Source organism: Aminobacter sp. Piv2-1, assembly GCF_037625995.1.
Classification (GTDB): domain Bacteria; phylum Pseudomonadota; class Alphaproteobacteria; order Rhizobiales; family Rhizobiaceae; genus Aminobacter.
Genome location: NZ_JARKMU010000001.1, coordinates 413761 through 435635 on the forward strand (window position 1 = coordinate 413761; position 21875 = coordinate 435635).

The 21875-nt window shown below is 64.1% G+C and carries 16 protein-coding genes and 1 tRNA gene; 9 read left to right on the forward strand and 8 right to left on the reverse strand.

Features of this window, described 5'->3' with window-relative positions; all coding sequences use genetic code 11:
* Positions 1-126 precede the first annotated feature (126 nt).
* The 4 genes from AmiPiv_RS01950 (at position 127) to AmiPiv_RS01965 (ending at position 5445) form a co-directional block, all read left to right on the forward strand.
* Positions 127-1719 (forward strand): peptide ABC transporter substrate-binding protein, encoded by a 1593-nt coding sequence (locus tag AmiPiv_RS01950; protein ID WP_340035562.1) that lies wholly within the window; start codon positions 127-129, stop codon positions 1717-1719.
* A gap of 70 nt (positions 1720-1789) precedes the next feature.
* Positions 1790-2713 carry an ABC transporter permease subunit gene (locus tag AmiPiv_RS01955; protein ID WP_340035563.1) on the forward strand — a complete coding sequence of 308 codons (924 nt, stop codon included), beginning with the start codon at positions 1790-1792 and terminating at the stop codon, positions 2711-2713.
* Positions 2706-3824, forward strand: a complete 1119-nt coding sequence (locus AmiPiv_RS01960) for an ABC transporter permease (protein ID WP_340035564.1) — start codon at positions 2706-2708, stop codon at positions 3822-3824. Before AmiPiv_RS01955 ends, AmiPiv_RS01960 begins: the two co-directional genes overlap by 8 nt.
* 4 nt (positions 3825-3828) lie before the next feature.
* On the forward strand, positions 3829-5445 hold the full coding sequence (locus AmiPiv_RS01965) for an ABC transporter ATP-binding protein (RefSeq protein WP_340035565.1): 1617 nt from the start codon (positions 3829-3831) through the stop codon (positions 5443-5445).
* Positions 5446-5512: 67 nt separating this feature from the next.
* Here AmiPiv_RS01965 and AmiPiv_RS01970 read toward each other — a convergent pair whose 3' ends face one another.
* From AmiPiv_RS01970 to AmiPiv_RS01980, 3 genes are all read right to left on the reverse strand, one after another.
* Positions 5513-7264 (reverse strand): pilus assembly protein TadG-related protein, encoded by a 1752-nt coding sequence (locus tag AmiPiv_RS01970; protein ID WP_340035566.1) that lies wholly within the window; start codon positions 7262-7264, stop codon positions 5513-5515.
* Positions 7265-7870 (reverse strand): TadE/TadG family type IV pilus assembly protein, encoded by a 606-nt coding sequence (locus AmiPiv_RS01975; protein WP_340035567.1) that lies wholly within the window; start codon positions 7868-7870, stop codon positions 7265-7267.
* Positions 7871-8320: 450 nt separating this feature from the next.
* Positions 8321-8397 (reverse strand) — tRNA-Pro (locus AmiPiv_RS01980).
* Between the two features lie 206 nt (positions 8398-8603).
* Between AmiPiv_RS01980 and AmiPiv_RS01985 the strand changes: the two genes are divergently transcribed.
* Both AmiPiv_RS01985 and AmiPiv_RS01990 read left to right on the forward strand, forming a co-directional pair.
* The gene (locus AmiPiv_RS01985; RefSeq protein WP_340035568.1) at positions 8604-10124 is read left to right on the forward strand and encodes a phosphomannomutase/phosphoglucomutase; all 1521 of its coding nucleotides are present in this window, start codon (positions 8604-8606) and stop codon (positions 10122-10124) included.
* Positions 10125-10135: 11 nt separating this feature from the next.
* Positions 10136-12376 carry a mannose-1-phosphate guanylyltransferase/mannose-6-phosphate isomerase gene (locus AmiPiv_RS01990; protein WP_340035569.1) on the forward strand — a complete coding sequence of 747 codons (2241 nt, stop codon included), beginning with the start codon at positions 10136-10138 and terminating at the stop codon, positions 12374-12376.
* A 64-nt stretch (positions 12377-12440) separates the two neighbouring features.
* Here AmiPiv_RS01990 and betB read toward each other — a convergent pair whose 3' ends face one another.
* The 5 genes from betB to betI are packed head-to-tail and all read right to left on the reverse strand — an operon-like array spanning position 12441 to position 18717.
* Positions 12441-13904: a betaine-aldehyde dehydrogenase gene (gene betB / locus AmiPiv_RS01995; protein ID WP_340035570.1), complete on the reverse strand. Its 1464-nt coding sequence runs from the start codon at positions 13902-13904 to the stop codon at positions 12441-12443.
* Positions 13905-13957: 53 nt separating this feature from the next.
* A complete protein-coding gene (gene betA, locus AmiPiv_RS02000) occupies positions 13958-15610 on the reverse strand; it encodes a choline dehydrogenase (protein WP_340035571.1) in 1653 nt (550 codons plus the stop codon).
* On the reverse strand, positions 15603-16604 hold the full coding sequence (locus tag AmiPiv_RS02005) for a threonine/serine dehydratase (RefSeq protein WP_340035572.1): 1002 nt from the start codon (positions 16602-16604) through the stop codon (positions 15603-15605). Before AmiPiv_RS02005 ends, betA begins: the two co-directional genes overlap by 8 nt.
* A complete protein-coding gene (betC, locus tag AmiPiv_RS02010) occupies positions 16601-18127 on the reverse strand; it encodes a choline-sulfatase (protein ID WP_340035573.1) in 1527 nt (508 codons plus the stop codon). The genes AmiPiv_RS02005 and betC overlap by 4 nt, the downstream gene beginning before the upstream one ends.
* Positions 18124-18717: a transcriptional regulator BetI gene (gene betI / locus AmiPiv_RS02015; RefSeq protein WP_340035574.1), complete on the reverse strand. Its 594-nt coding sequence runs from the start codon at positions 18715-18717 to the stop codon at positions 18124-18126. Before betI ends, betC begins: the two co-directional genes overlap by 4 nt.
* Before the next feature lie 182 nt (positions 18718-18899).
* Between betI and AmiPiv_RS02020 the strand changes: the two genes are divergently transcribed.
* The 3 genes from AmiPiv_RS02020 to AmiPiv_RS02030 all read left to right on the forward strand — a co-directional run bounded on the left by AmiPiv_RS02020 (position 18900) and on the right by AmiPiv_RS02030 (position 21861).
* Positions 18900-20063: an acetyl-CoA acetyltransferase gene (locus tag AmiPiv_RS02020; RefSeq protein ID WP_340035575.1), complete on the forward strand. Its 1164-nt coding sequence runs from the start codon at positions 18900-18902 to the stop codon at positions 20061-20063.
* On the forward strand, positions 20060-20794 hold the full coding sequence (locus tag AmiPiv_RS02025; protein ID WP_340035576.1) for an SDR family NAD(P)-dependent oxidoreductase: 735 nt from the start codon (positions 20060-20062) through the stop codon (positions 20792-20794). Before AmiPiv_RS02020 ends, AmiPiv_RS02025 begins: the two co-directional genes overlap by 4 nt.
* A gap of 62 nt (positions 20795-20856) precedes the next feature.
* On the forward strand, positions 20857-21861 hold the full coding sequence (locus AmiPiv_RS02030) for an asparaginase (RefSeq protein WP_340035577.1): 1005 nt from the start codon (positions 20857-20859) through the stop codon (positions 21859-21861).
* The last annotated feature ends 14 nt before the right edge of the window (positions 21862-21875 follow it).

Consider the following 21875-nt stretch of genomic DNA (forward strand, 5'->3'; position numbering starts at 1 on the left):
GTGTTCAGCCACCGCTGGCGCTTGGGAACGCCAGCCCGCTCAACGAAGCCGGCCAAGTCCGGCATTCGGGCGCAACTAGGCGAGGCCGTGTCTACGGGGAACACGCCGACTTGGGAGAATGAAGTCATGCTGAAAAACTTGCTGAAAGCGACTGTGTTTGCCACGACACTGGCGCTGGCCGCCGGTGCGGTGTCGATGCCGGCTTTTGCCGAAGTGGTCTACAACCGCGGCAATTCCGCCGATCCGGAATCGCTTGATCCGCACAAGACGTCGACGGTCTATGAGGCGCATATCTTGCGCGATCTGTTCCTCGGCCTGGTCATGCAGGACAAGGACGCCAACCTCATTCCTGGTGCCGCCGAAAGCTGGACCGTCTCGGACGACGGGCTGGTCTACACGTTCAAACTGCGCCAGGGCGCGACCTGGTCAGACGGCAGCCCGGTGACGGCCGACGACTTCGTCTATTCGTTCCGTCGTCTCGAAGATCCGGCGACCGGAGCCGAATACGCCTCGATGCTCTACCCAATCGTGAAGGCCGAAGAGGTGAATACCGGCAAGGCGAAGCCCGAGGAGATCGGTGTCAAGGCGGTCGATCCGTCGACGCTTGAAGTGACGCTGAAGGCCCCGACGCCGTATTTCCTCGAAATGCTGACCCACCAGGCAGCCTATCCGGTCAACAAGGCAGCCATCGAGAAGCTCGGTGCTGATTGGATCAAGCCGGGCAATCTCGTCTCGAACGGCGCCTACACGCTTGCCGAGTTCATCCCCAACGATCGCATCAAGTTGGTCAAGAACCCGAAGTTCTACGATGCAGCCAACGTCAAGATCGACGTCGTCAACTACATCCCGACGGAAGACCGCTCGACAGCGATCAAGCGCTTCGAGGCCGGCGAACTCGACTCGAACGACGACATCCCGACCGAGCAGATGGCCGACCTGAAGGCCAAGTTTGGCGATCAGCTGCGAGTCGGCGCCCAGCTCGGCACCTACTACTACGCGATGAAGTGGGACAAGGAGCCGTGGTCGAACCTCGAGCTTCGCAAGGCGGTTTCGATGGCGATAGACCGCGATTTCATCGCCGAGAAGGTCTGGCAGAACTCGATGCTTCCCAGCTACACGATGGTGCCCCCCGGGATCGAGGGTTACACGCCGGTAGCGGCGGAGTACGCGAACATGTCGCAGATCGACCGCGAGGACGAAGCCAAGAAGATCCTGGAAAAGCTCGGCTATGGTCCAGACAAGCCGCTGAAGATGGAGATCCGCTACAACACGTCGGAGAACCATAAGAACACGGCGGTCGCGATCCAGGAGCAGCTGAAGCCGCTCGGCATCGAAGTGTCTCTGGTCAACACCGACACCAAGACCCACTACGGCTATCTTGAGCAGAAGGGCGATTTCGACACGGCCCGCGTCGGCTGGATTGCCGACTACAAGGATCCGGAAACCTTCCTCGGCGTGGCGCGCAAGGCGAGCGGCAACAACTATTCGGTTTATAACAATCCGAAGTTCGAGGAAGCCATGGACAAGGCGGCTGCTGCTGGCGGCAAGCCGGAAGAGCGGATGAAGGATCTGCAGGAAGCGGAGCGGATCGTGCTCGAGGACACCGGCTTCATTCCGATCCTGTACTACAGCTACAAGAACCTCGTTTCGCCGAAGCTCAAGGGCTTTGACGAGAACGTCATGGACGTGCATCCGACGCGCTTCATGAGCAAGGAATAATCCCGGCATATCCGCTGCCCCCGCTCCGGGGGCAGCGGTTCCCCGGGGTTTCTTGCGAGGCGTAGGTACCATGTTCCTCTATGTTTTCAGGCGGCTTCTGACCGCGATCCCGACGATGTTCGTCATCGTCACGCTTGCCTTCTTCCTGATCCGCGTCGCCCCTGGCGGCCCCTTCAACCAGGAGCGGGGCCTCAGTCCCGAAATCAAGGCAAATCTCGAAGCGCAGTTCGGTCTCGGCGACCCGCTCTGGCTGCAATACGTCAACTATCTGAAGAACCTGCTGCAGGGTAACTTCGGCCCGAGCTACAATTTGCCGGACTTCACCGTCACCGAGCTTTTCGCCAAGGGCCTGCCGATCTCGATTGAGCTCGGCGGCTCGGCCCTGCTTCTCGCGCTCGCCGTCGGCACCGTGCTCGGCGTGATCGCTGCGCTCAACCAGAACAAGTTCGGCGACTATTCGGTGATTGCAGTGGCGACCGCGGGCAGCACCATACCGACCTTCGTGATCGCGCCTGTCATCCAGCTTCTGTTCGGCCTGACCTGGAAGCTGCTGCCGATCGGCGGATGGGGCGACGGTGCGTTGATCAACAAGATCGGGCCGATCATCACCCTGTCGCTACCGCAGATTGCCATCGTCGCGCGCCTGATGCGCGGATCGATGATCGAGTCGCTGCGCTCCAATCACATCCGCACGGCAAAGGCACTGGGGCTTTCCAATTGGTCGGTGGTGGTCAAGCACGCCTTGCGCGGTGCCGTTCTGCCCATCGTTTCCTATGCGGGCCCCGCAGCTGCGGCCCTCTTGACCGGCTCGATCGTGGTGGAGACCATCTTCGCGATTCCGGGCGTGGGGCGCTACTTCGTCGATGCGGCGCTCAACCGCGACTACACGCTCGTCATGGGCACGGTCGTCGTCATCGCGCTGTTCACCATCGCCTTCAACCTGATCGTCGACATTCTCTACGCGGTCTTCGACCCGAGGGTCCGCTATGACTGATACCGCCATCGCCACGCCCGTCGTCGGGCGTTCCCTATGGGCTGACGCCTGGGCGCGCCTCAAGGCCAACAAGGCCGCGATGTTCAGCCTGTTCTACCTCATCTTCATGGCCGTCGTCTGTATCGCCGGTCCGTTCTTCGTGCCGCACCAGTACACGACCATCTACGCCGATTACGTCCGCACGCCGCCGAGCCTTTCGGCCTATCCGAAGCCGGAGATGGTCGAAACCGCCCTGAATGACGTGGTCAGGCGCATGCGCGTGGACCTCAAGGACTGGCGCCAGGAGGGCGAGCAGGTGTTCATGACGCTCAGCTCGACCAAGCCCATCGATGAGCGCAACGTCCGCTACGTCGACCGTTCCGACACGTTCGACGGCGGCAAGGTCGAGAGCAAGTCTGCCGACGGGCTGTCGATGGTGGTCGGCGCCTCGATCAAGCAGCAGTATTTCCTCTTCGGCACAGACAATACCGGCCGCGACCTGCTGTCGCGAACCCTGATGGCGGGCCGCATCTCGCTTGCGATCGGACTGCTCGCCGGCATCGTCGCGGTGGTCATCGGTGTCGTCTACGGCGCTACGGCCGGGTTCATGGGCGGCAAGACCGACGAGGTCATGATGCGCATCGTCGACGTGCTCTATTCGCTGCCGTTCATCTTCTTCGTCATCATGCTCGTCGTCTTCTTCGGGCGGAACTTCGTCTTGATGTTCCTGGCAGTGGGAGCGGTGCTGTGGCTCGACATGGCGCGCATCGTTCGCGGCCAGGCGCTGTCGATCCGCAGGCAGGAATACGTGCAGGCGGCGGAAGCGCTGGGCGTGCGATCGCGCGGCATCGTGCAGAGGCACGTGATCCCCAACCTGCTCGGACCGGTGGTGATCTACATGACGCTGCTGGTGCCGCAGGTCATCATCCTGGAGAGCTTCCTGTCCTTCCTGGGGCTCGGCGTGCAGGAACCGATGACGAGCTGGGGCGTGCTCATCTCCGTCGGCGCGAAGAACATCGGCACCGCCAACTGGCTGCTTCTGTTCCCCGCCTTTTTCCTGGTGTCCACGCTGTTCGCGCTGAACTTCATCGGCGACGGGCTACGCGACGCCCTCGATCCGAAGGACAGGTGAGGCGATGGCAAGCGAAACCATCCTTTCGGTCAAGGACCTGCGCGTCCGTTTCCGCACGCTCGACGGGGCGGTCGATGCGGTCAAGGGCATCAACCTCCACGTCGATGCCGGCGAGACGGTTGCCGTTGTCGGCGAGTCTGGTTCCGGCAAGAGCCAGACGATGATGGCGGCCATGAACCTTCTCGCCTCCAACGGCGAGGCAAAGGGGGCGGTCGAATACCGCGGCAAGAACCTGCTCACGCTCAGCAAGTCGGAACTGAACCAGGTCCGCGGCCGGAAGATCAGCATGATCTTCCAGGAGCCGATGACCTCGCTCGATCCGCTCTACACGATCGGCAACCAGCTGATGGAGCCGATCCGCCGCCATCGCGGGCTGAGTGCCGCGGAAGCTCGCAGCGAAGCCCTCAGGCTGCTGCAGCTGGTCAAGATCCCGGATCCGGAACGGCGCCTGAAATCCTACCCGCACGAGATGTCGGGCGGCCAGCGCCAGCGCGTGATGATCGCCATGGCGCTCGCCAACGACCCCGACATCCTGATCGCCGACGAGCCGACGACCGCGCTCGACGTGACCATCCAGGCGCAGATCCTGACCCTGCTTGCCGAGCTTCAGAAGAAGCTCGGCATGGCGATCGTCTTCATCACCCACGACCTCGGCATCGTCCGGCGCTTCGCCGACCGCGTCTATGTCATGCGCTCGGGCGAGGTGATGGAGGAGGGGCGGACCGACGAACTCTTCGCTAATCCCAGGCACGACTACACCAAGATGCTGCTTGCCGCGGAGCCGACGGGCCGCAAGGCTGCACCGCCCGACAGCGCCCCCGTTCTCATGGATGGACGCAATGTCGAGGTCGAGTTCAAGATCGGTGGCGGCTTCCTGGCCGGTCCGCCGATGCTGTTGAAGGCGGTGGACCGGATTTCGGTGACGCTGAAGCGCGGGCAGACGATCGGCATCGTCGGCGAGTCGGGCTCCGGCAAGTCGACGCTCGGCCGGGCACTGCTCAGGCTGTTGCCCAGCGAAGGATCGATCCGCTTCGCCGGCCACGATCTTTCCAAGGCCGACCGGGGTGAAATGCGGCCGCTGCGGCGCGAACTGCAGCTCGTCTTCCAGGATCCGTTCGGGTCGCTCTCGCCGCGCATGACGGTCGGCCAGATCGTCACCGAGGGGCTTCTGGTGCATGAGCCGTCGCTGTCCGGCAAGGATCGGGACGCTCGCGCCGTCGAGGCGCTGCGCGAGGTCGGTCTCGATCCCGCGGCCCGCAATCGCTACCCGCACGAGTTCTCGGGCGGGCAACGGCAGCGCATCGCCATTGCCCGGGCGATGATCCTCAAGCCGAAGGTGGTCGTGCTCGACGAGCCGACATCGGCGCTCGACCGCTCCGTGCAGAAGCAGATCGTCGAATTGCTGCGCAAGCTGCAGGCCGATCACGACCTGTCCTACCTGTTCATCAGCCACGATCTCGCGGTGGTCCGCGCAATGTCGGACTACATCATCGTCATGAAGCAGGGGAAGATCGTCGAGGAGGGGCCGACGGACGAGATCTTCGGCAATCCGCGCGAAGCCTATACCAAGACCCTGATGGCGGCTGCGATCGACGAGACGAAGTTCCGCCAGTCCGCCTGACTGAACAGGTTTTCGATCGACAACGGACGGGTCCGGAGATCTGATCGATCTCCGGACCCGTCCACGTTCAGAGCACCAGGACCGACCGGCCGCAGTTTACGCCATGGACGCGGATGTCGGCCTCGCCGACCTTCACGCCCAGAAGCATCAGCGTGTTGTAGATCAGCTCGTCGACCGGTGCGGTCACGCCGCTGAGCAGGCTGGTGACCGTGGTCTTGACCGCACTTTCGCTGGGCACGAACAAGCCTAGGGGGATGAGACCCAGCAGGTCGACTTTCACTCCAAGCGACAGATCGCCGATCAGCGAGGCCGTCAGCGACTGCGTCAGGTTGCGGGACGAGACGTTCTTTACGACCCGGTTGTCGATATCGCTCTTGGTGAAGGTCCTGGTCGACGGCGACATGTTGCCGATGTTCATATGGGCGCTCCCGGTCACGTCGACCCTGATCAGTCCGAGACCGGCGTGGACGATTTTCGCAGGCTGCACCACCGGCTTCTTGGTGAAGACCTTCAGGTCGGCGGCGTTGATGTCGCCGAGCCACACCTCCGCCACGCCGGGCTGGGCTGCAACGGTGACGATGGCGCTTGCCGGCTTGCCGGTGGGGCAGGAAACGCTCTTGAGCTGGGCTTCAGCGTAGGCCAGCTCGACGTAGAGCGGCAGCCTGATCGAGGTGCCGAGATTGCCGCCCAACAGGCCGCTCGACCCGACTGCGGCTTCGATCTTCAGCCTGGTCTGCGCGGTCCTGATGATCTTGCCGGCTTCGCCGATGGCAAACCATGTGCCGCCCTGCGGCGGCTCGCCGATGGCGACGTTGACGGTGACGGCGGCAAGCGGCGGCAGTCCGGCGGCGATGTTCGCCGCAACCTGGTTCTTCCCATTGGCGATGGCCGCGGCTGCGCCGATCAGTTCCATCACGCCAACCTTGGCGTCGAACGCCGAAGCGCCCTTGCCAAGCGCGAGCTTGCCGACCTGGCCCAGGTCCAGGAAGTGCGACAGCGGCACCTTCAGCGATTGCGAGACATTGGCGCCCAAGAGCTTGGCGAGCGCGACGTCGGCCGCCTTGTCCGTCGTCGTGGTGGCAAGCGCGGAGACAATCTGGCCTACCGTCGCTTCCGATTTCAGGACGTCGTTGTAGGTGCCGGCCGTGATCTTGAGTTCTGTCGCCAGCGCATCCATGAACTGGAGCGCATTGACGTCGACCGCCGCGAGCGCGTTGTAGTCCATCAGGCTGAGCGACAGGTTCGTGCCCAGCAGTCCGCCGAGGATGCCGTTGAGCACGCCGTCCTTGAGGCTCGCCAAGCGTGACCCCACCGAGAACGCCGCCTCCGCCGGCGCGCTGGCGACCGCGGTGGTGACGATCTGGCGTTCGCCCAGCAGCGCACCGGCGAAATAAGTGGTGCCGTCCTTGCGGAAGGTAACGCGAACCGCATTGAAGGGTGTTGCGCCCGCGACGAACCGCTGCATGGCGGCGACGCTTGGATCGGCTGCGTAGTGGCCCTTCTCCACCAGGACCTGCTTGTAGCCCACCAGGGTGGGCTCGACGTCGAGATTTCCGACAAGCGACACATCGCCGTTGCCGTTGTTGGCGAATGCCTTCAGCACCGCCTCGTTGGCCTTGCCGATGTTCGCGGCACCGTAGATGGCCGCGAGGTCGGTGATCGACTGTGCTTCCCGACGCTCGACATAGAGCGACCCTTCATCGACCGCGAAGGCTGCGACCGCGAGGCCGATCGGCAGCGTCAGCGCGAACATCGTCGCGATGTTGCCCCGGCAGGCCCGCCGAAACGCGCCAATCTTGTTCAGAATTGCCCTGTGCATTCAGATGCCTCCCACCCTTATTGTCGACGATCGGGAAATGGTCTGCTCGGGCAGGGGCAGGATTGGCAGGAGATTCCAGATCGGCAGCTGCCTCGCGTCGTAGCGCAAGGCGACCACGAACTGCTGCCCGTCCTTGTCGCTGTCCTTGACGTCGACGACGAGCTTCTTCCTGTCGATGAACACGTATCCGTCGGCGTTGAGATCGATGTATCTCTGCGCGAGCGTCTTGCGCTCGGCTTCGTCGAGACCCGCGATTGCTGTGCGGGCCGCATCGGCTGCCATTTGCTGGACGGAGTGCAGGGCACCGAAATAGATTCCGTAGGCGATCATCCCGAACACGAGGAGGATGAAGACCGGAACGACAATTGCGAATTCGATCGCTGAGGTGCCGGTTTGATTGCTTAGGAAGGAAAGTCGGTCGGGAGGCCGTGTGCGCGACAGGATACCCCGCCGCTCATGAAGTTCGATCAGTTCCGTGTAAGGCTCGGATCCGTCGGCTCCGGCCTTGGCGTGCCGGCGGGAGCCTCTCAATGCACAAATGACTTTGGCAATGCGAAAAGGTTCTTTAGAAATTGGTTTGTACTTCAAGTATTCATGCTCTTCCATGTGCCACCTGCTAGGTTGGCTTGTGATCTTTGTCCGGACACCAACTTTGGTATTCGTAAGATCAAAGCCATCCTGCCTCTGGAAGATTATCGCTTTGCTAATGAAGTAGTTTGTGAATGGATATGCTCAAGAATAGTTCAAGCCTAAAGATAAAATTCGAATGGATTTTAGAGGGATTTGATTGCGCCAGAACGCCTTCCTGCAAGGCAATGCAAGCTAGGGTTGACGCTATGTTTGCGACCCCAAGCAGATCAAGCACATGGTATTTTGCATCGGCGGATGCCGAACTGAGCGGTTACCCAAAATGGCAATGTAAGAACGTGGATTGGCCCAAGGTATTCATATGGCAGAAAATCTGCGAACACCTGTCGTCCTGCAATTTCTATAAAACGAAATCTATGCGGGAGTTCAGTCGGGCAGGATGTGGAGGGACCACATCTTTGATTTTTCTGGTCGGAGTGGCAGGATTTGAACCTGCGACCCCATCGTCCCGAACGATGTGCGCTACCAGGCTGCGCTACACTCCGTGACCAGACGGCGGGCTTATAGCTGCCGGTTCCGTATCCTGCAAGCGCCAAAGGACCGACTGGCACAATTTTTCGCAAGTAGGTAATCTTGCTGTGCTTTTAAGCCTTTGTGCTGCCTTTGCGGAAGGGGGGACAGCGCCTCAATCTTGCGGTAATCGGTGCAGGCTAGAGCGATTGCGCAGCATTTGCGCAGGTGGAGTATAGTCGTGAACATCAAGCCAGTGGGCCAAGCCACGCCCAACACCTTCGAATTCGAGACGCGTGCGCTGGTCAAGCCCACCGGCTTCCGCGAGTACGACGCGCGCTGGTGGTTCGGGCATCCGAGTTCTGGCAAGGAGCCGGAGCTCAACCTGATCGGCGTGCAGGCGCTGGGAATGGGCATCGGCACGCTGATTCGCCGTCTCGGGGCCGGGCCGAACATCGTGACGGGACACGATTTCCGCTCCTATTCGCTGTCCATCAAGCTGGCGCTGGTGTCGGGCATGATGGCGGCGGGTGCGCGCGTGAAGGATATCGGCCTGGCGCTGTCGCCGATGGCCTATTTCGCCCAGTTCGCGCTCGACACGCCGTCGGTCGCCATGGTGACCGCCTCGCACAACGAGAACGGCTGGACGGGCGTGAAGATGGGCGCGCAGCGCCCGCTGACCTTCGGCCCGGACGAGATGTCGGCGCTCAAGGAGATCGTTCTCAATGGCGACTTCGACCTGACCGGTGGCGGCTCCTACGAATTCATTCCGGATTTCCGCAAGACGTACCTCGACGACCTCGTCGCCGGAAAGCGCATCACCTGCAAGCTGCGGGTCGTTGCGGCCTGCGGCAATGGCACTGCAGGCGCTTTCGCGCCGGAAGCCCTGGAGCGCATCGGTTGCGAGGTCATTCCGCTCGACATCGAGCTCGATCACAGTTTCCCGCGCTACAACCCCAACCCCGAGGACATGCAGATGCTGCATGCCATTCGCGACAAGGTGCTGGAGACCGGAGCCGACGTCGGCCTGGGCTTCGACGGCGATGGCGATCGCTGCGGCGTGGTCGACAACGAGGGCAACGAGATTTTTGCCGACAAGGTGGGCGTCATGCTCGCGCGCGACATCTCGGCGCTCTATCCGAACTCGACCTTCGTCGTCGACGTGAAGTCGACCGGCCTGTTCAACACCGACAGGGTGCTGGCCGCCAATGGGGCGAAGACGGATTACTGGAAGACCGGCCATTCCTATCTCAAGCGCCGCGTCGCCGAACTTGGCGCCATCGCCGGCTTCGAGAAATCAGGCCACTTCTTCTTCAACCCGCCGATCGGCCGCGGTTATGACGATGGCATCGTCACGGCCATTGCCGTGTGCCAGATGCTCGACCGCAACCCTGGCAAGTCGATGGCCGATCTCTATCGCGCGCTGCCGCTGACCCATGGCACGCCGACCATGTCGCCGCATTGCGACGACGAACTGAAGTATGGCGTCGTCGACAAGGTGGTCGCCGACTTCGAAGCGATGAAGCGCAACGGCGAGATTTTTGCCGGCCAGAAGATCGTCGCTCTCGTGACCGTCAATGGCGTGCGTGTCGTTGCCGAAGACGGCACCTGGGGACTGGTGCGCGCTTCCTCCAACAAGCCGGAGCTCGTCGTGGTGGTGGAGAGCCCGGTGTCATCCGAGCGCCGACGCGAGATGTTCGATGCGGTCGACGCCGTGCTGAGACGCAATCCATCCGTCGGCGCCTACAACCAGACCTTCTGAGGGGAGCGGGTATGGCCGAAAGAATCGTCAGTTTTGTCATGAGCGGCGGCGTGGGCTCCAGGCTCTGGCCGCTGTCGCGCGAGGACAACCCCAAGCAGTTCCATGATCTTTCGGGCGACGGCTCGATGCTGGTCAAGACGCTGAAGCGGCTTGCCGCACGAGACGAGGGCGAAACGCCGATTTTCCTCATCGCATCGGAACGCCACGCGGCAAGGGTGCGCGTCGACCTTGCCGCGATCGAACTTTCCGGCGGCGGCGCGATCTTCGAGCCGACGGGCCGTAACACGGCGGCCGCCGTCGCGATAGCCGCGTTGCAGACGATCAAGGTCTATGGCGACGGCATAGTGCTGGTGGTGCCTTCGGACCACGAGATTTCGACGCAGCGACAGTTCTGGGACACGGTCGAACGCGGCGTGCCGGCGGCCCAGGCCGGCCGCATGGTTGTGTTCGGCATCCGCCCGACCGCGCCCGAGACGGGCTACGGCTACATCGAGGCAGGGGCCGAGACCGGCAGCGTGTCCGACGTGACGCGCTTCGTCGAGAAGCCTGACCTCAAGACGGCGGAGGGCTATCTCGCTGCCGGCAACTTCTTCTGGAACGCGGGCATCTTCCTGTTCAAGGCAAGCGCCATGCGCGACGCCTTCCTGAAGCACCAGCCGGAAATCTGGCAGAAGGCCGAGGCTGCGTTCAAGGCCGCGACCAGCGACCTCTCCGGCGTCTACATGCCGCTTGATGCCTATCAGGCCATCCCGTCCAACTCGATCGACTACGCCATCATGGAACGCGTCGACGGCATAGCCATGGTACCGGCGAGTTTCCGTTGGAACGATCTCGGCTCATGGCAATCGCTGCTCGACGTCAGCCCCTCCGACAAGGACGGCAACGTCATCGTCGGCGACGTCGTCGCCATCGACTGCGAGAATTCCTATCTGCGTGGTGACGGGCGGCTGCTTTCGGCCATCGGCATGAAGGACGTCGCCATTGTCTCGACCTCCGATGCGACCTTCGTCGCGCCGGTCAGCCACAGCCAGAACGTCAAGAAGATCGTCGAGCAGCTCGAAAAGAGCGGACGCCTGGAGACGAAGTTCACGCCCGCGCACGGCCGGGTGCTTGCCAACGGCGCCTGGCGCCGGCGCGTCCAGCACTGGCTGATGAACGAGACGCTGCCGCTGTGGTCCACCGTCGGTGTCGACGAACAGTTCGGCGGGTTCCACGAGGCGCTAGGCTTCGACACGCGACCGCTGGCCAAGCCCAAGCGCATGCGCACCATGGCGCGCCAGGTCTACGCCTTCGCGGTGGCCAAGCAGCGCGGCTGGGATGGCAACGCCGACCAATTGATCGACCACGGCATCCGTTTCATGGCCGACAAGGGCCGCACCGACCGCGGCGGTTGGGTGCGCACGCTCAATCCCGACGGCAGCGTGCTCGACCCGGTTGAGGACGCCTACGACCACGCCTGCGTGCTGCTGGCGTTGGCGCATGCCCATCGCTCCGGCAACAACGGCGCTCTGAAGCTCGCCGAGGAGACCTTCGCCTTCCTCGACCAGCATCTCGAGGACGAACGCATGACGGGCTTCATGGAAAGCCCGGACGGGGAGGGCGTGCGGCGCTCGAACCCGCATATGCACCTGCTGGAGGCCTTTCTCGCCTGGCACGCGGTGACCGGCGACCGCGCCTATCTGCGCCGCGCGGCCCGCATCATCGACCTGTTCCGCAGTCATTTCTTCGAGGTGGATAGCTGGACGCTGGGCGAGTTCTTCGACCGCGACTGGCATCCGGCCTCAGGCGAGAAGGGCCAGTGGACCGAGCCGGGCCATCATTTCGAGTGGGCGTCGCTGCTGGTCGACTTCGCCGACAAGAGCGGCCAGAAGGATCTCGTTGCCTTCGGTCGCAAGCTCTATGCGTCGGCTGTCGCCAACGGGCTCAACCGCGCGACGGGACTGGCCTATGGCGCAGTGTCCCGGCAAGGCTTGCCGCTCGACCGCATCTCGCGCAGCTGGCCGCAGACCGAGGCGATCAAGGCGGCCGTGGCGCTCGACGGCACCGGCGGCCCCGATCTCAAGCCTGAGATCGAGGCGCGTGTCGGTCGCCTGTTCCGCTGGCACATCGATCCCGCGCCGCAAGGCCTGTGGATCGACCAGATCGACGAGCGCGGTCGCTCGCTGGCCAAGGAAGTGCCGGCCAGCATCTTCTACCATCTGGTGACGGCGTTGACGCAGTATCTCGACAAGACCGAGGACGTCGTGCGCTGAGGTGCCGCGCAAACGAAAAGCCGGCCAATTGGCCGGCTTTTGCGTGAAAGGCGGTTGAGCGCGATCAGTACGGGCTGGCGACGTCGCCGGTCTCGACATAGACCGTCTTGAGCTGGGAATAGTGCTGGAGCGCGGCAAGCGAGTTTTCGCGGCCGATGCCCGACTGCTTGGCGCCGCCGAAGGGAAGTTCGACCGGCGTCAGGTTGTAGGCGTTGATCCAGCAGGTGCCGGCCTTGAGCTCGCCGATGACGCGATGGCCGCGCACTATGTCCTTGGTGAACACGCCGGCCGCCAGGCCGAACTCGGTGTCGTTGGCACGCGCGATAGCTTCCTCTTCGCTGTCGAAGGACAGAACGCTCATGACCGGACCGAAGATCTCCTCGCGGGCGATGCGCATGTTGTCCTTGACGCCGGAAAAGACGGTCGGCTCGACGAAGAAGCCGCCCTCGAAGCCCTGCAGTGACGGCGTGCCGCCGCCGCAGCGCAGCTCAGCGCCTTCGTTCATGCCGACGGCGATGTAGTCGAGAACCTTGTCGTGCTGGGCCTTGCTGACCAGCGGGCCCATCTGGGTGTCGGGATCGAGCGGGTCGCCGATGCGGATCGCCTTGGTGCGCTCGACAAGCCGTTCGACGAAGCGGTCGTGCAGGCCCTTCTGGACGAAGACGCGGGTGCCGTTGGAGCAGACCTGCCCGGTCGAGTAGAAGTTGCCGAGCATGGCGCCGCCGATGGCGTTCTCTAGGTCGGCGTCGTCGAAGACGATGATCGGCGACTTGCCGCCGAGTTCCATCGTCGCATGCTTCATGTGCGAGCCGGCGAGCGACAGCACCTTCTTGCCAGTCGGCACCGAGCCGGTGAGCGAGATCTTGTCGACGACCGGATGCGATGCGAGCGCCGCGCCGACGTCGCCATACCCCTGGACAACGTTGAAGAGACCGTCGGGCAGACCGGCTTCGGTGAAGATTTCCGCGAGAGCCAGCGCCGACAGCGGCGTGTTTTCGGAAGGCTTGAACACCATGGCGTTGCCCATGGCGAGCGCGGGGCCTGACTTCCAGCCGGCGATCTGGATCGGATAGTTCCAGGCGCCGATGCCGACGCAGACGCCGAGCGCCTCGCGCTTGGTGTAGGCGAACGGGCCGCCGAGATCGACATAGTCGCCGTTGAAGGCGGCGACCGCGCCGGCGAAGAACTCGAGGCAGTCGGCGGCTGATGCCGCGTCGGCGACAAGCGTCTCCTGGATCGCCTTGCCGGTGTCGAGGGTCTCCAGCCTGGAGAGTTCCTCATTGCGGGCGCGGAGAATGTCGGCGGCCCGCCGCAGGATGCGGCCGCGTTCGACCGGCTTCAGCCGGGCCCAGGCCGGCTGTGCCTCGCGCGCGGCCTCGACGGCCAGTTCGACGATGTTCTGCGTTGCCGACCGCAGTTCGGCGATTGTCTCGCCTGTGGCCGGATAGATGACCGGGATCAGGGCTCCGCGTTCGTCGTCTATGTAGCGGCCGTTGACATAATGGGAGGCTTTGGGCTGGGCGCGCATGCGTTTGCTCCAGTTGTATTTTCAATGTCCGGGCGAGTTGGCCGGATGATGCTCTATCTGTCGGAGACCTGCCAGCGCGGATTGATCCACGGCTCCTGGTTGGACGGCGCGAGCGGCGTCCGGCCGAGGATGTGGTCGGCGGCCTTCTCGCCCGTCATAATCGACGGTCCGTTGAGGTTGCCGTTGGTCACGCGCGGGAAGATCGAGGAGTCGGCGACGCGCAAGCCATCGACGCCGATCACCCGACACTCCGGATCGACCACGCTGGTCGGGTCGTCGGCGCGACCCATGCGGCACGTGCCGCAAGGGTGGTAGGCGCTTTCCGAATGCTCGCGGATGAATGTGTCCAGTTCGTCGTCGGTCTGAACGTGATGGCCCGGCGAAATCTCCTTGCCGCGGAACGGATCGAAGGCCGACTGGGCAAAGATTTCGCGGGTGAGGCGGATGCAGTGGCGAAAGTCCTCCCAGTCGTCGGGGTGCGACATGTAGTTGAAGCGGATTTCCGGCTTGGCCCACGGATCGCTCGACCTGAGGCTGATAGAGCCGCGCGACTTCGACCGCATGGGCCCGACATGCGCCTGGAAGCCATGCGACTTGGCCGCCGCCTTGCCGTCGTAGCGCACGGCGGCCGGCAGGAAGTGGAACTGGATGTCGGGATAGTCGACGCCGGCCTTCGAGCGTACGAAGGCTGCGGCCTCGAAATGGTTGGTGGCGCCGAGGCCGGTCTTGAACAGCAGCCACTCGGCCCCGATCAGCGCCTTGGAGAAAGGGTTGAAGACCGAGTGCAAGGTGATCGGCTGCGTCGCCTCCTGCTGGATGTAGAGCTCCATGTGGTCCTGGAGGTTCTGGCCGACGCCGCGCCGGTCGGCGACGACTGATATGCCGTGCTTCCTCAGGTGCTCGGCGGGGCCGACGCCTGACAGCATCAGCAGCTTTGGCGAGTTGATCGACGAAGCTGCGATGATCACTTCACGTCGCGCCTTAACGACCTGAATCTTCTTGCGAGCTTCGATCTCGACGCCGACGGCGCGTTGATTCTCGATCACTACGCGCCGGGCGAAGCCATTGACGACGCGGACATTTCCGCGCTTCAGCGCCGGGCGCAGATAGGCGTTTGCCACCGACCAGCGGCGCCCGTTGTGGATGGTCTGCTCCATGGCGCCGAAGCCTTCCTGCTTGGAGCCGTTATAGTCCTCGGTCAGCTCGAAACCGGCCTGCTGGCCCGCCTCGACGAAGGCTTGATAGAGCGGGTTCTTGCGCGGGCCGCGCTGTATGTTGAGCGGACCCGAGGTGCCGCGCCAGCCGTCTTCGCCGCCGTTCGCATGCTCCATGCGCTTGAAGTAGGGCAGCACGTCGGCATAGCCCCAACCGGCAGCACCTTGTTCGGCCCAGTGGTCGAAGTCGTGGGCATGGCCGCGGACATAGACCATGCCGTTGATCGAGGACGAGCCGCCCAAAACCTTGCCGCGCGGGGTGGCCAGCACGCGACCGCCGAGATGCGGCTCGGGCTCGCTGGCATAGCCCCAGTCGTAGCGGCTCATGTTGAGCGGGATCGACAGTGCCGACGGCATCTGGATCAGCGGGCCGAAATCGGTGCCGCCATATTCGATGACGATCACCGAGTGCTTGCCGTCCTCCGACAGGCGATAGGCCATGGCCGAGCCGGCGGAGCCGGAGCCGACGATTACGAAATCTGCTTCAAGCATTGTTCACATGGACCATGAAATCGGCGAGCGAGACGTTGCCGCCGGTTGCGACGACGAGCACGGTCTTGCCGGACACGTCGACCTTTCCTCCCAGAAGTGCTGCCAGCGACGAGGCGCCGGACGGTTCGAGCACGAGCTTCAGCCGCTCGAACGCCACCTTCATCGCGCCACGGACGGCCGCGTCGTCGACCGTCAGGCCGCGCACGTTGCTCGCCGTCGCGGCTGCGTAGGGCGCTTCGCCCGGCTTGCGCGCCATCAGCCCGTCGCAGATCGACTTCGGGCCGAGCGGCATGGTTTCGATGGCGCCGTGGGCGAGCGAGCTGCCCATGCCGTTGAAGCCTTCGGGTTCGACGGCGAAGACCCAGGTTGCTGGCGAGAGATAGTGGAAGGCGAGCGACACGCCGCCGATCAACCCGCCGCCGCCGACCGGGCAGAGCACGATGTCCGCCGTGGCGCCCTTGGCTGCCAGCTGGTTGAGCGCTTCGAGCCCGGCACCGGCCTGGCCGGCGACGATCTCGGGGTCGTCGAACGGATGCAGCAGGGCGAGCCCTTCGGTTTCCGAGATCTCGCGCGCCTTGGCGGCGGCGACTTCCTCGCGGGCGCGGTCGCCGTGGTCGGTGAGCACGACGCGGGCGCCGTAGCCCTTGGTCGCTTCGTGCTTGGCGGCGGGGGCGTCTATGGGCATGACGATGGTGACGGGAATGCCGAGCGCCTGACCGGCGGCCGCGAGTCCCTGGGCAAAATTGCCGGAGGAATAGGCGACCACGCCGCGCTTCGCCTCGTCGGCCGTGAGCTGCTTCAGCCGCCAATAGGCGCCGCGCGCCTTGAACGAGCCGGCCCATTGCAGCGACTCGGCCTTAACGAAGACACGCGCAGCGCCTGTCTCGCGGGCAAGGGCTACGGATTCGAGCAGCGGTGTCAGCTGCGTTGCGCGTGAGGTCTCGGCATAGGCCTGGCGCAGCCTGTCCAGGCTCGGAACGGCAGTTGTCATCATTCGCCTCTCGGGAAACGCTTGCTCTCTTCGAGCACGTTGAGGTCCATGTGGTTGCGCATGTAGCGCTCGGACGCTTTCTGCAGCGGCTGGAAATCCCACGGGTAGTAGGCGCCGTTGCGCAGCGCGGGATAGACCACCCAGCGGCGCGCCTGGCTCTCGCGCACGGCCGCGTCGAAGGCCGCCATGTCCCAGCGAGCGCGGACCTTGGCCATGAAGCCGGCGACGAGCTCGGCGTGTTTCGGATCGGCGGCGAGGTTGTCGAGTTCTTGCGGATCCGATTCCAGATCAAACAGTTGCGGCGGGTCGATCTCGCAATGGACGAACTTGAAGCGGCCCTCGCGGATGGCGACCAGCGGGGCGTAGGAGCCCTCGGCGGCATATTCCATGAGCACAGGGGTGGTTCGCGGCTCGCCGCGGGTGAGCGGAGCGAGCGACCGGCCGTCGGCCCAGGGCGCTATGGCCGACAGGTCGATGCCGGCCAGGTCGCACAGCGTCGGCAGGACATCGAGATTGGAGGTCGGCGCTTCGATCCGTCCGCTTGGGATGGCCTTGCCCGCGATCATCAGCGGCACACGCGCCGAACCTTCGTAGAAGCACATCTTGAACCAAAGGCCGCGCTCGCCCAGCATGTCGCCGTGGTCGGAACAGAACAGGATGACGGTGTCGTCGAGCATGGATGTGCGCTCGAGTACCGACATGAGTTCGCCGACCTTGTCGTCGATGTAGGAGATGTTGGCGAAGTAGCCGCGCCTCGAACGCCGCACCTGCTCGGGCGTGATGTCGAAGCTCGCATAGTCGCTGGCGAGGTAGAGCCGCTGCGAATGCGGGTCCTGCTTGTCTTCAGGGATGAAGCCGACCTCGGGATCGAGGGCAGGGCAATCCTCATAGAGGTCCCAAAATTGCCGCCGCGCGACATAGGGGTCGTGCGGGTGGGTGAAGGAGACGGTGAGGCACCAAGGACGACGCTCGGCCTGATCGGAGACGCGGGCGAAGTCGTAGAGCTTCCGGGTCGCCAGGAAGGCGACCTCGTCGTCATACTCCATCTGGTTGGTGATCTCGGCCGTGCCCGCGCCCGTGACCGAGCCGAGATTGTGATACCACCAGTCGATGCGCTCGCCCGGCTTGCGGTAGTCCGGCGTCCAGCCGAAATCGGCGGGGTAGATATCGGTCGTCAGCCGCTCCTCGAAACCGTGCATCTGGTCCGGCCCGACGAAATGCATCTTGCCCGAGAGCACGGTGTGATAACCGGCGGCACGCAGGTGATGGGCAAAGGTCGGGATCGAGGAAGTGAATTCGGCGGCATTGTCATAGACGCCTGTACGCGACGGCAACTGTCCGCTCATGAAGGCGGCGCGGCCCGGCGCGCAGAGCGGCGAGGCCGTGTAGTTGTTCTTGAACCGCGCCGATCGCGCTGCCAGCGCCTTGAGGTGCGGGGCGTGCAGGAAGTCGGCCGGCCCGTCCTGGAACAAGGTCCCGGCCAGTTGGTCGACCATGATGATGAGGATGTTCGGCTGGTGGATCATGGCTTCAGCGACACCTGCGAGAGCTTGGTTTCCAGGAAGTCCTCGACCAGCGCGACGGCCGACGCCGCGTTGGGTATGCCGTCGCGCAGGGCACGCCGAATGTAGAGGCCGTCGATCATGGCCGCCGTCGCTTCGGCGACGCGCTCTGCCTCGCCGTGCGGCAGGAGCCGGCCGAGGCCGCTCATCAGATTGGACTGGAGGCGGCGGGCATAGATGCGCAGCAGGCGGCGCAATGCCGGTGACTTCTGCGCCTCGACGTAGAATGCAAGCCAAGCGGCGATGGTCTCGGCGCGGAACTGCTTGTCCGAGAAATTCACCGAGATGACGGCCGAGACGCGAGCGCGCGGCGTCGCTGCCAGCCGCAGCGCTGCGGTCGTGTCCGCAAGGAGTTCGGACAACAGGTGCCGCATCGTGGCGGCGAGCAATTCGTCCTTGGCGCCGAAATAGTGGTGGGCGAGGGCGGACGACACGCCGGCGCGGCCGGCGATCTCCGACATGGTCACGTCGAGCGTGCCGCGTTCGCCGATCGCGGAGATCGTCGCGTCGATCAGCGCCTTGCGGCGCAGCGGCTCCATTCCGACCTTGGGCATCAGCTTCCTCCGGCGAGCGACCTTATTTTTAATTGACTCATCAATCAATGAAAATGCGCGGCGCTCGTAGTTCCAATTGCGGCATTGCAACTCGGCCAAAATTGTTCATAGTTGAACTGAATTGAAGGCGTTGGAATCGCCTGTCAAATGGCGCAAAATGTGAATCGGCGACGGAGACGAACATGACCGCATGCATCGTGGGCTGGGCCCATTCGCGCTTCGGCAAGCTCGAAGGCGAGACGCTCGAAAGCCTGATTACCAAGGTCGCGAACGAGGCGCTCGAACATGCCGGCATCGGCCCGGACGATGTCGACGAGATCGTGCTCGGCCATTTCAATGCCGGTTTCTCGGCCCAGGACTTCACTGCGAGCCTCGTGCTCCAGGCCGACGACCGACTGCGCTTCAAGCCGGCGACGCGTGTCGAAAATGCCTGTGCCACGGGTTCGGCCGCGGTGCGCCAGGGCATCCGCGCGGTGAATGCCGGCCAGCGCATCGTGCTGGTGGTTGGCGCCGAGCAGATGACCATGACGCCGGGACCGGAGATCGGTAAGAACCTGCTGCGTGCGTCCTACCTGCCCGAGGACGGCGACACCCCGGCGGGCTTCGCGGGTGTGTTCGGCAAGATCGCCCAGGCCTATTTCCAGCGCTACGGCGACCAGTCGGACGCGCTGGCGATGATCGCGGCCAAGAACCACAAGAACGGCGTCGACAATCCCTACGCCCAGATGCGCAAGGATTTTGGCTTCGACTTCTGCCGCCAGGAGAGCGAGAAGAACCCCTTCGTCGCCGGGCCGCTGAAGCGCACCGATTGCTCGCTGGTTTCGGACGGCGCAGCCGCCCTGGTGCTGACCGACGCTACCACGGCGCTCAGGATGCGCCGGGCGATCGCCTTCCGCGCCAACGAGCATGTGCAGGATTTCCTGCCGATGTCGAAGCGCGACATCCTGCAGTTCGAAGGCTGCGAGGTGGCATGGAACAAGGCGCTGAAGTCGGCCGGCGTTTCGCTCGACGACCTGTCCTTCGTCGAGACGCATGACTGCTTCACCATCGCCGAACTGATCGAATACGAGGCGATGGGGCTTGCGCCGCGCGGCGAGGGTGCCCGCATCGCAATGGAAGGCATCACCGCCAAGGACGGCCGCCTGCCGGTCAATCCTTCCGGCGGCCTCAAGGCCAAAGGGCATCCGATCGGTGCGACCGGGGTTTCGATGCACGTGCTGACGGCCATGCAGCTGGCCGGCGAGGCAGGCGGCATCCAGGTCAAGGACGCCAGGCTCGGCGGCATCTTCAACATGGGCGGTGCCGCGGTCGCCAACTACGTCTCCATCCTGGACCGCATCAGATGAGGCATTCCGCCGTGGTCATCGGCGGCGCTTCGGGCATCGGCCTTGCAGTGGCCGAGCGCCTGATCGCCGACGGATGGCCGGTGGCGGTGATCGACGCCGACGGCGGAGCGCTCCAGGCGGCGGAAGATCAGATCGACAACGACGAAGTCGTCTTTATCGAGGCCGATCCGACGGACGAGGACGATGTGGCCGATGCTTTCGACCAGGTGGTCGACCGGCTTGGCCTCATCGGTGGCCTGATTGCAATGACCGGGTTTGGGCGGAGTTCCTCGGTCGAGGACACCAGCGCCGAAATGCTGCGCGAGGCGCTCGACCTCAACCTCGTCGCCCCCTTCATCGCGGCCAAGGCGGCGCTCGAACGCATGGGTGCATCGCTTTCGATCGTCAGCATCGGTTCGTTGGCAGGGCTGCGGGCACATCACGGCCAATTGGCCGTGGCCGCATCGGAAGCCGGGCTCAAGCTGATGTCGCAGGTGTTGGCGCTCGAATGTGCGGGGCGCGGGGTCAGGGTGAACGCGATTGCTGCCGGTCCTTCCGGTGACAACGCCTATTCGCCCGGCAACGGCCGCATCGAATCGAGACACGTCCCGCAGGGGCGGTTTGCCGAACCCGACGAGATCGCAGCGGCTGCCGCCTTCCTGCTTTCACCCGAAGCGAGCTACATCAACGGCCATACGCTGGCCGTGGATGGCGGATTGCTTGCAGCCGGGCTATCGATAGACCGACCGTGAGCGACTCTGTGTGAGATCGCGTCGGCCGTCGATTGTTGCTGTTGCATGAAGGCTCGCTAGAAATGACAAATCCGGTACTCGTCGAGATGCTGCGTGGCGGCACCGTCGAAAGCGTCCATCGCGGCTCGGTCGTGGTGATGGATGCGGATGGCGGGAAGGTTCTCGCCCTCGGCGACACCGCGCGGCCGGTGTTTCCGCGATCGGCCGCCAAGGCGATCCAGGCATTGCCCTTCGTCGAGAGCGGCGCCGCGGACCGCTACGGCTTCGGCGAGCGCGAGCTGGCGCTTGCCTGCGCCTCGCATTCCGGCGAGCCGGCTCACGCCGAACTGGCGCAGTCCATGCTGGCCAAGGCCGGTCTCGGAGCAGATGCCCTGGAATGCGGCGCGCACTGGCCGTCGGGGCAGGGCGCGATGATTGGACTGGCGCGCAGCGGGGCGGCTCCGAGTGCCCTCCACAACAACTGTTCGGGCAAGCACGCGGGCTTCGTCTGCACCTGCAGGCATCTGGACATCGACCATCGCGGCTATGTCGGCGCCGACCATCGCTTCCAGCAGATGGTTCGCCGGACGATGGAGGAGGTGACCGGCGCGGCCCATGACGCCTCCAACCGCGGCACCGACGGATGCTCAATCCCGACATTCGCCATTCCGCTCGACAATCTTGCCCTGGGCTTTGCCCGGATGGCGACCGGAGCGGGCCTGGGACCGGAGCGAGCCAAGGCTGCGCGCCGGCTCCTGGCGGCCTGCATGGCGGAACCTTTCATGGTCGCCGGAACCGGAAGGGCCGATACCGAGTTGATGCAGGCTGCCCCCGGAAGGATCTTCGTCAAGGTCGGTGCCGAGGGTGTCTATTGTGCCGCGTTGCCGGAGCTTGGGCTTGGCATCGCGCTCAAATGCGACGACGGTGCGGGCCGGGCTGCCGAGGTCATGATTTCGGCCGTGCTGGCCAAGCTTCTTTCGGGCGACGGCGGGCTGGCTGCCAAGATGCGCAGTGCGGCCAATCCCGTCCTGAAGAACTGGAACGGGATCGAGGTCGCGTCGCTCAGGCCGACCGAAGTATTCGCCTGAAGGGTGAAGAGATA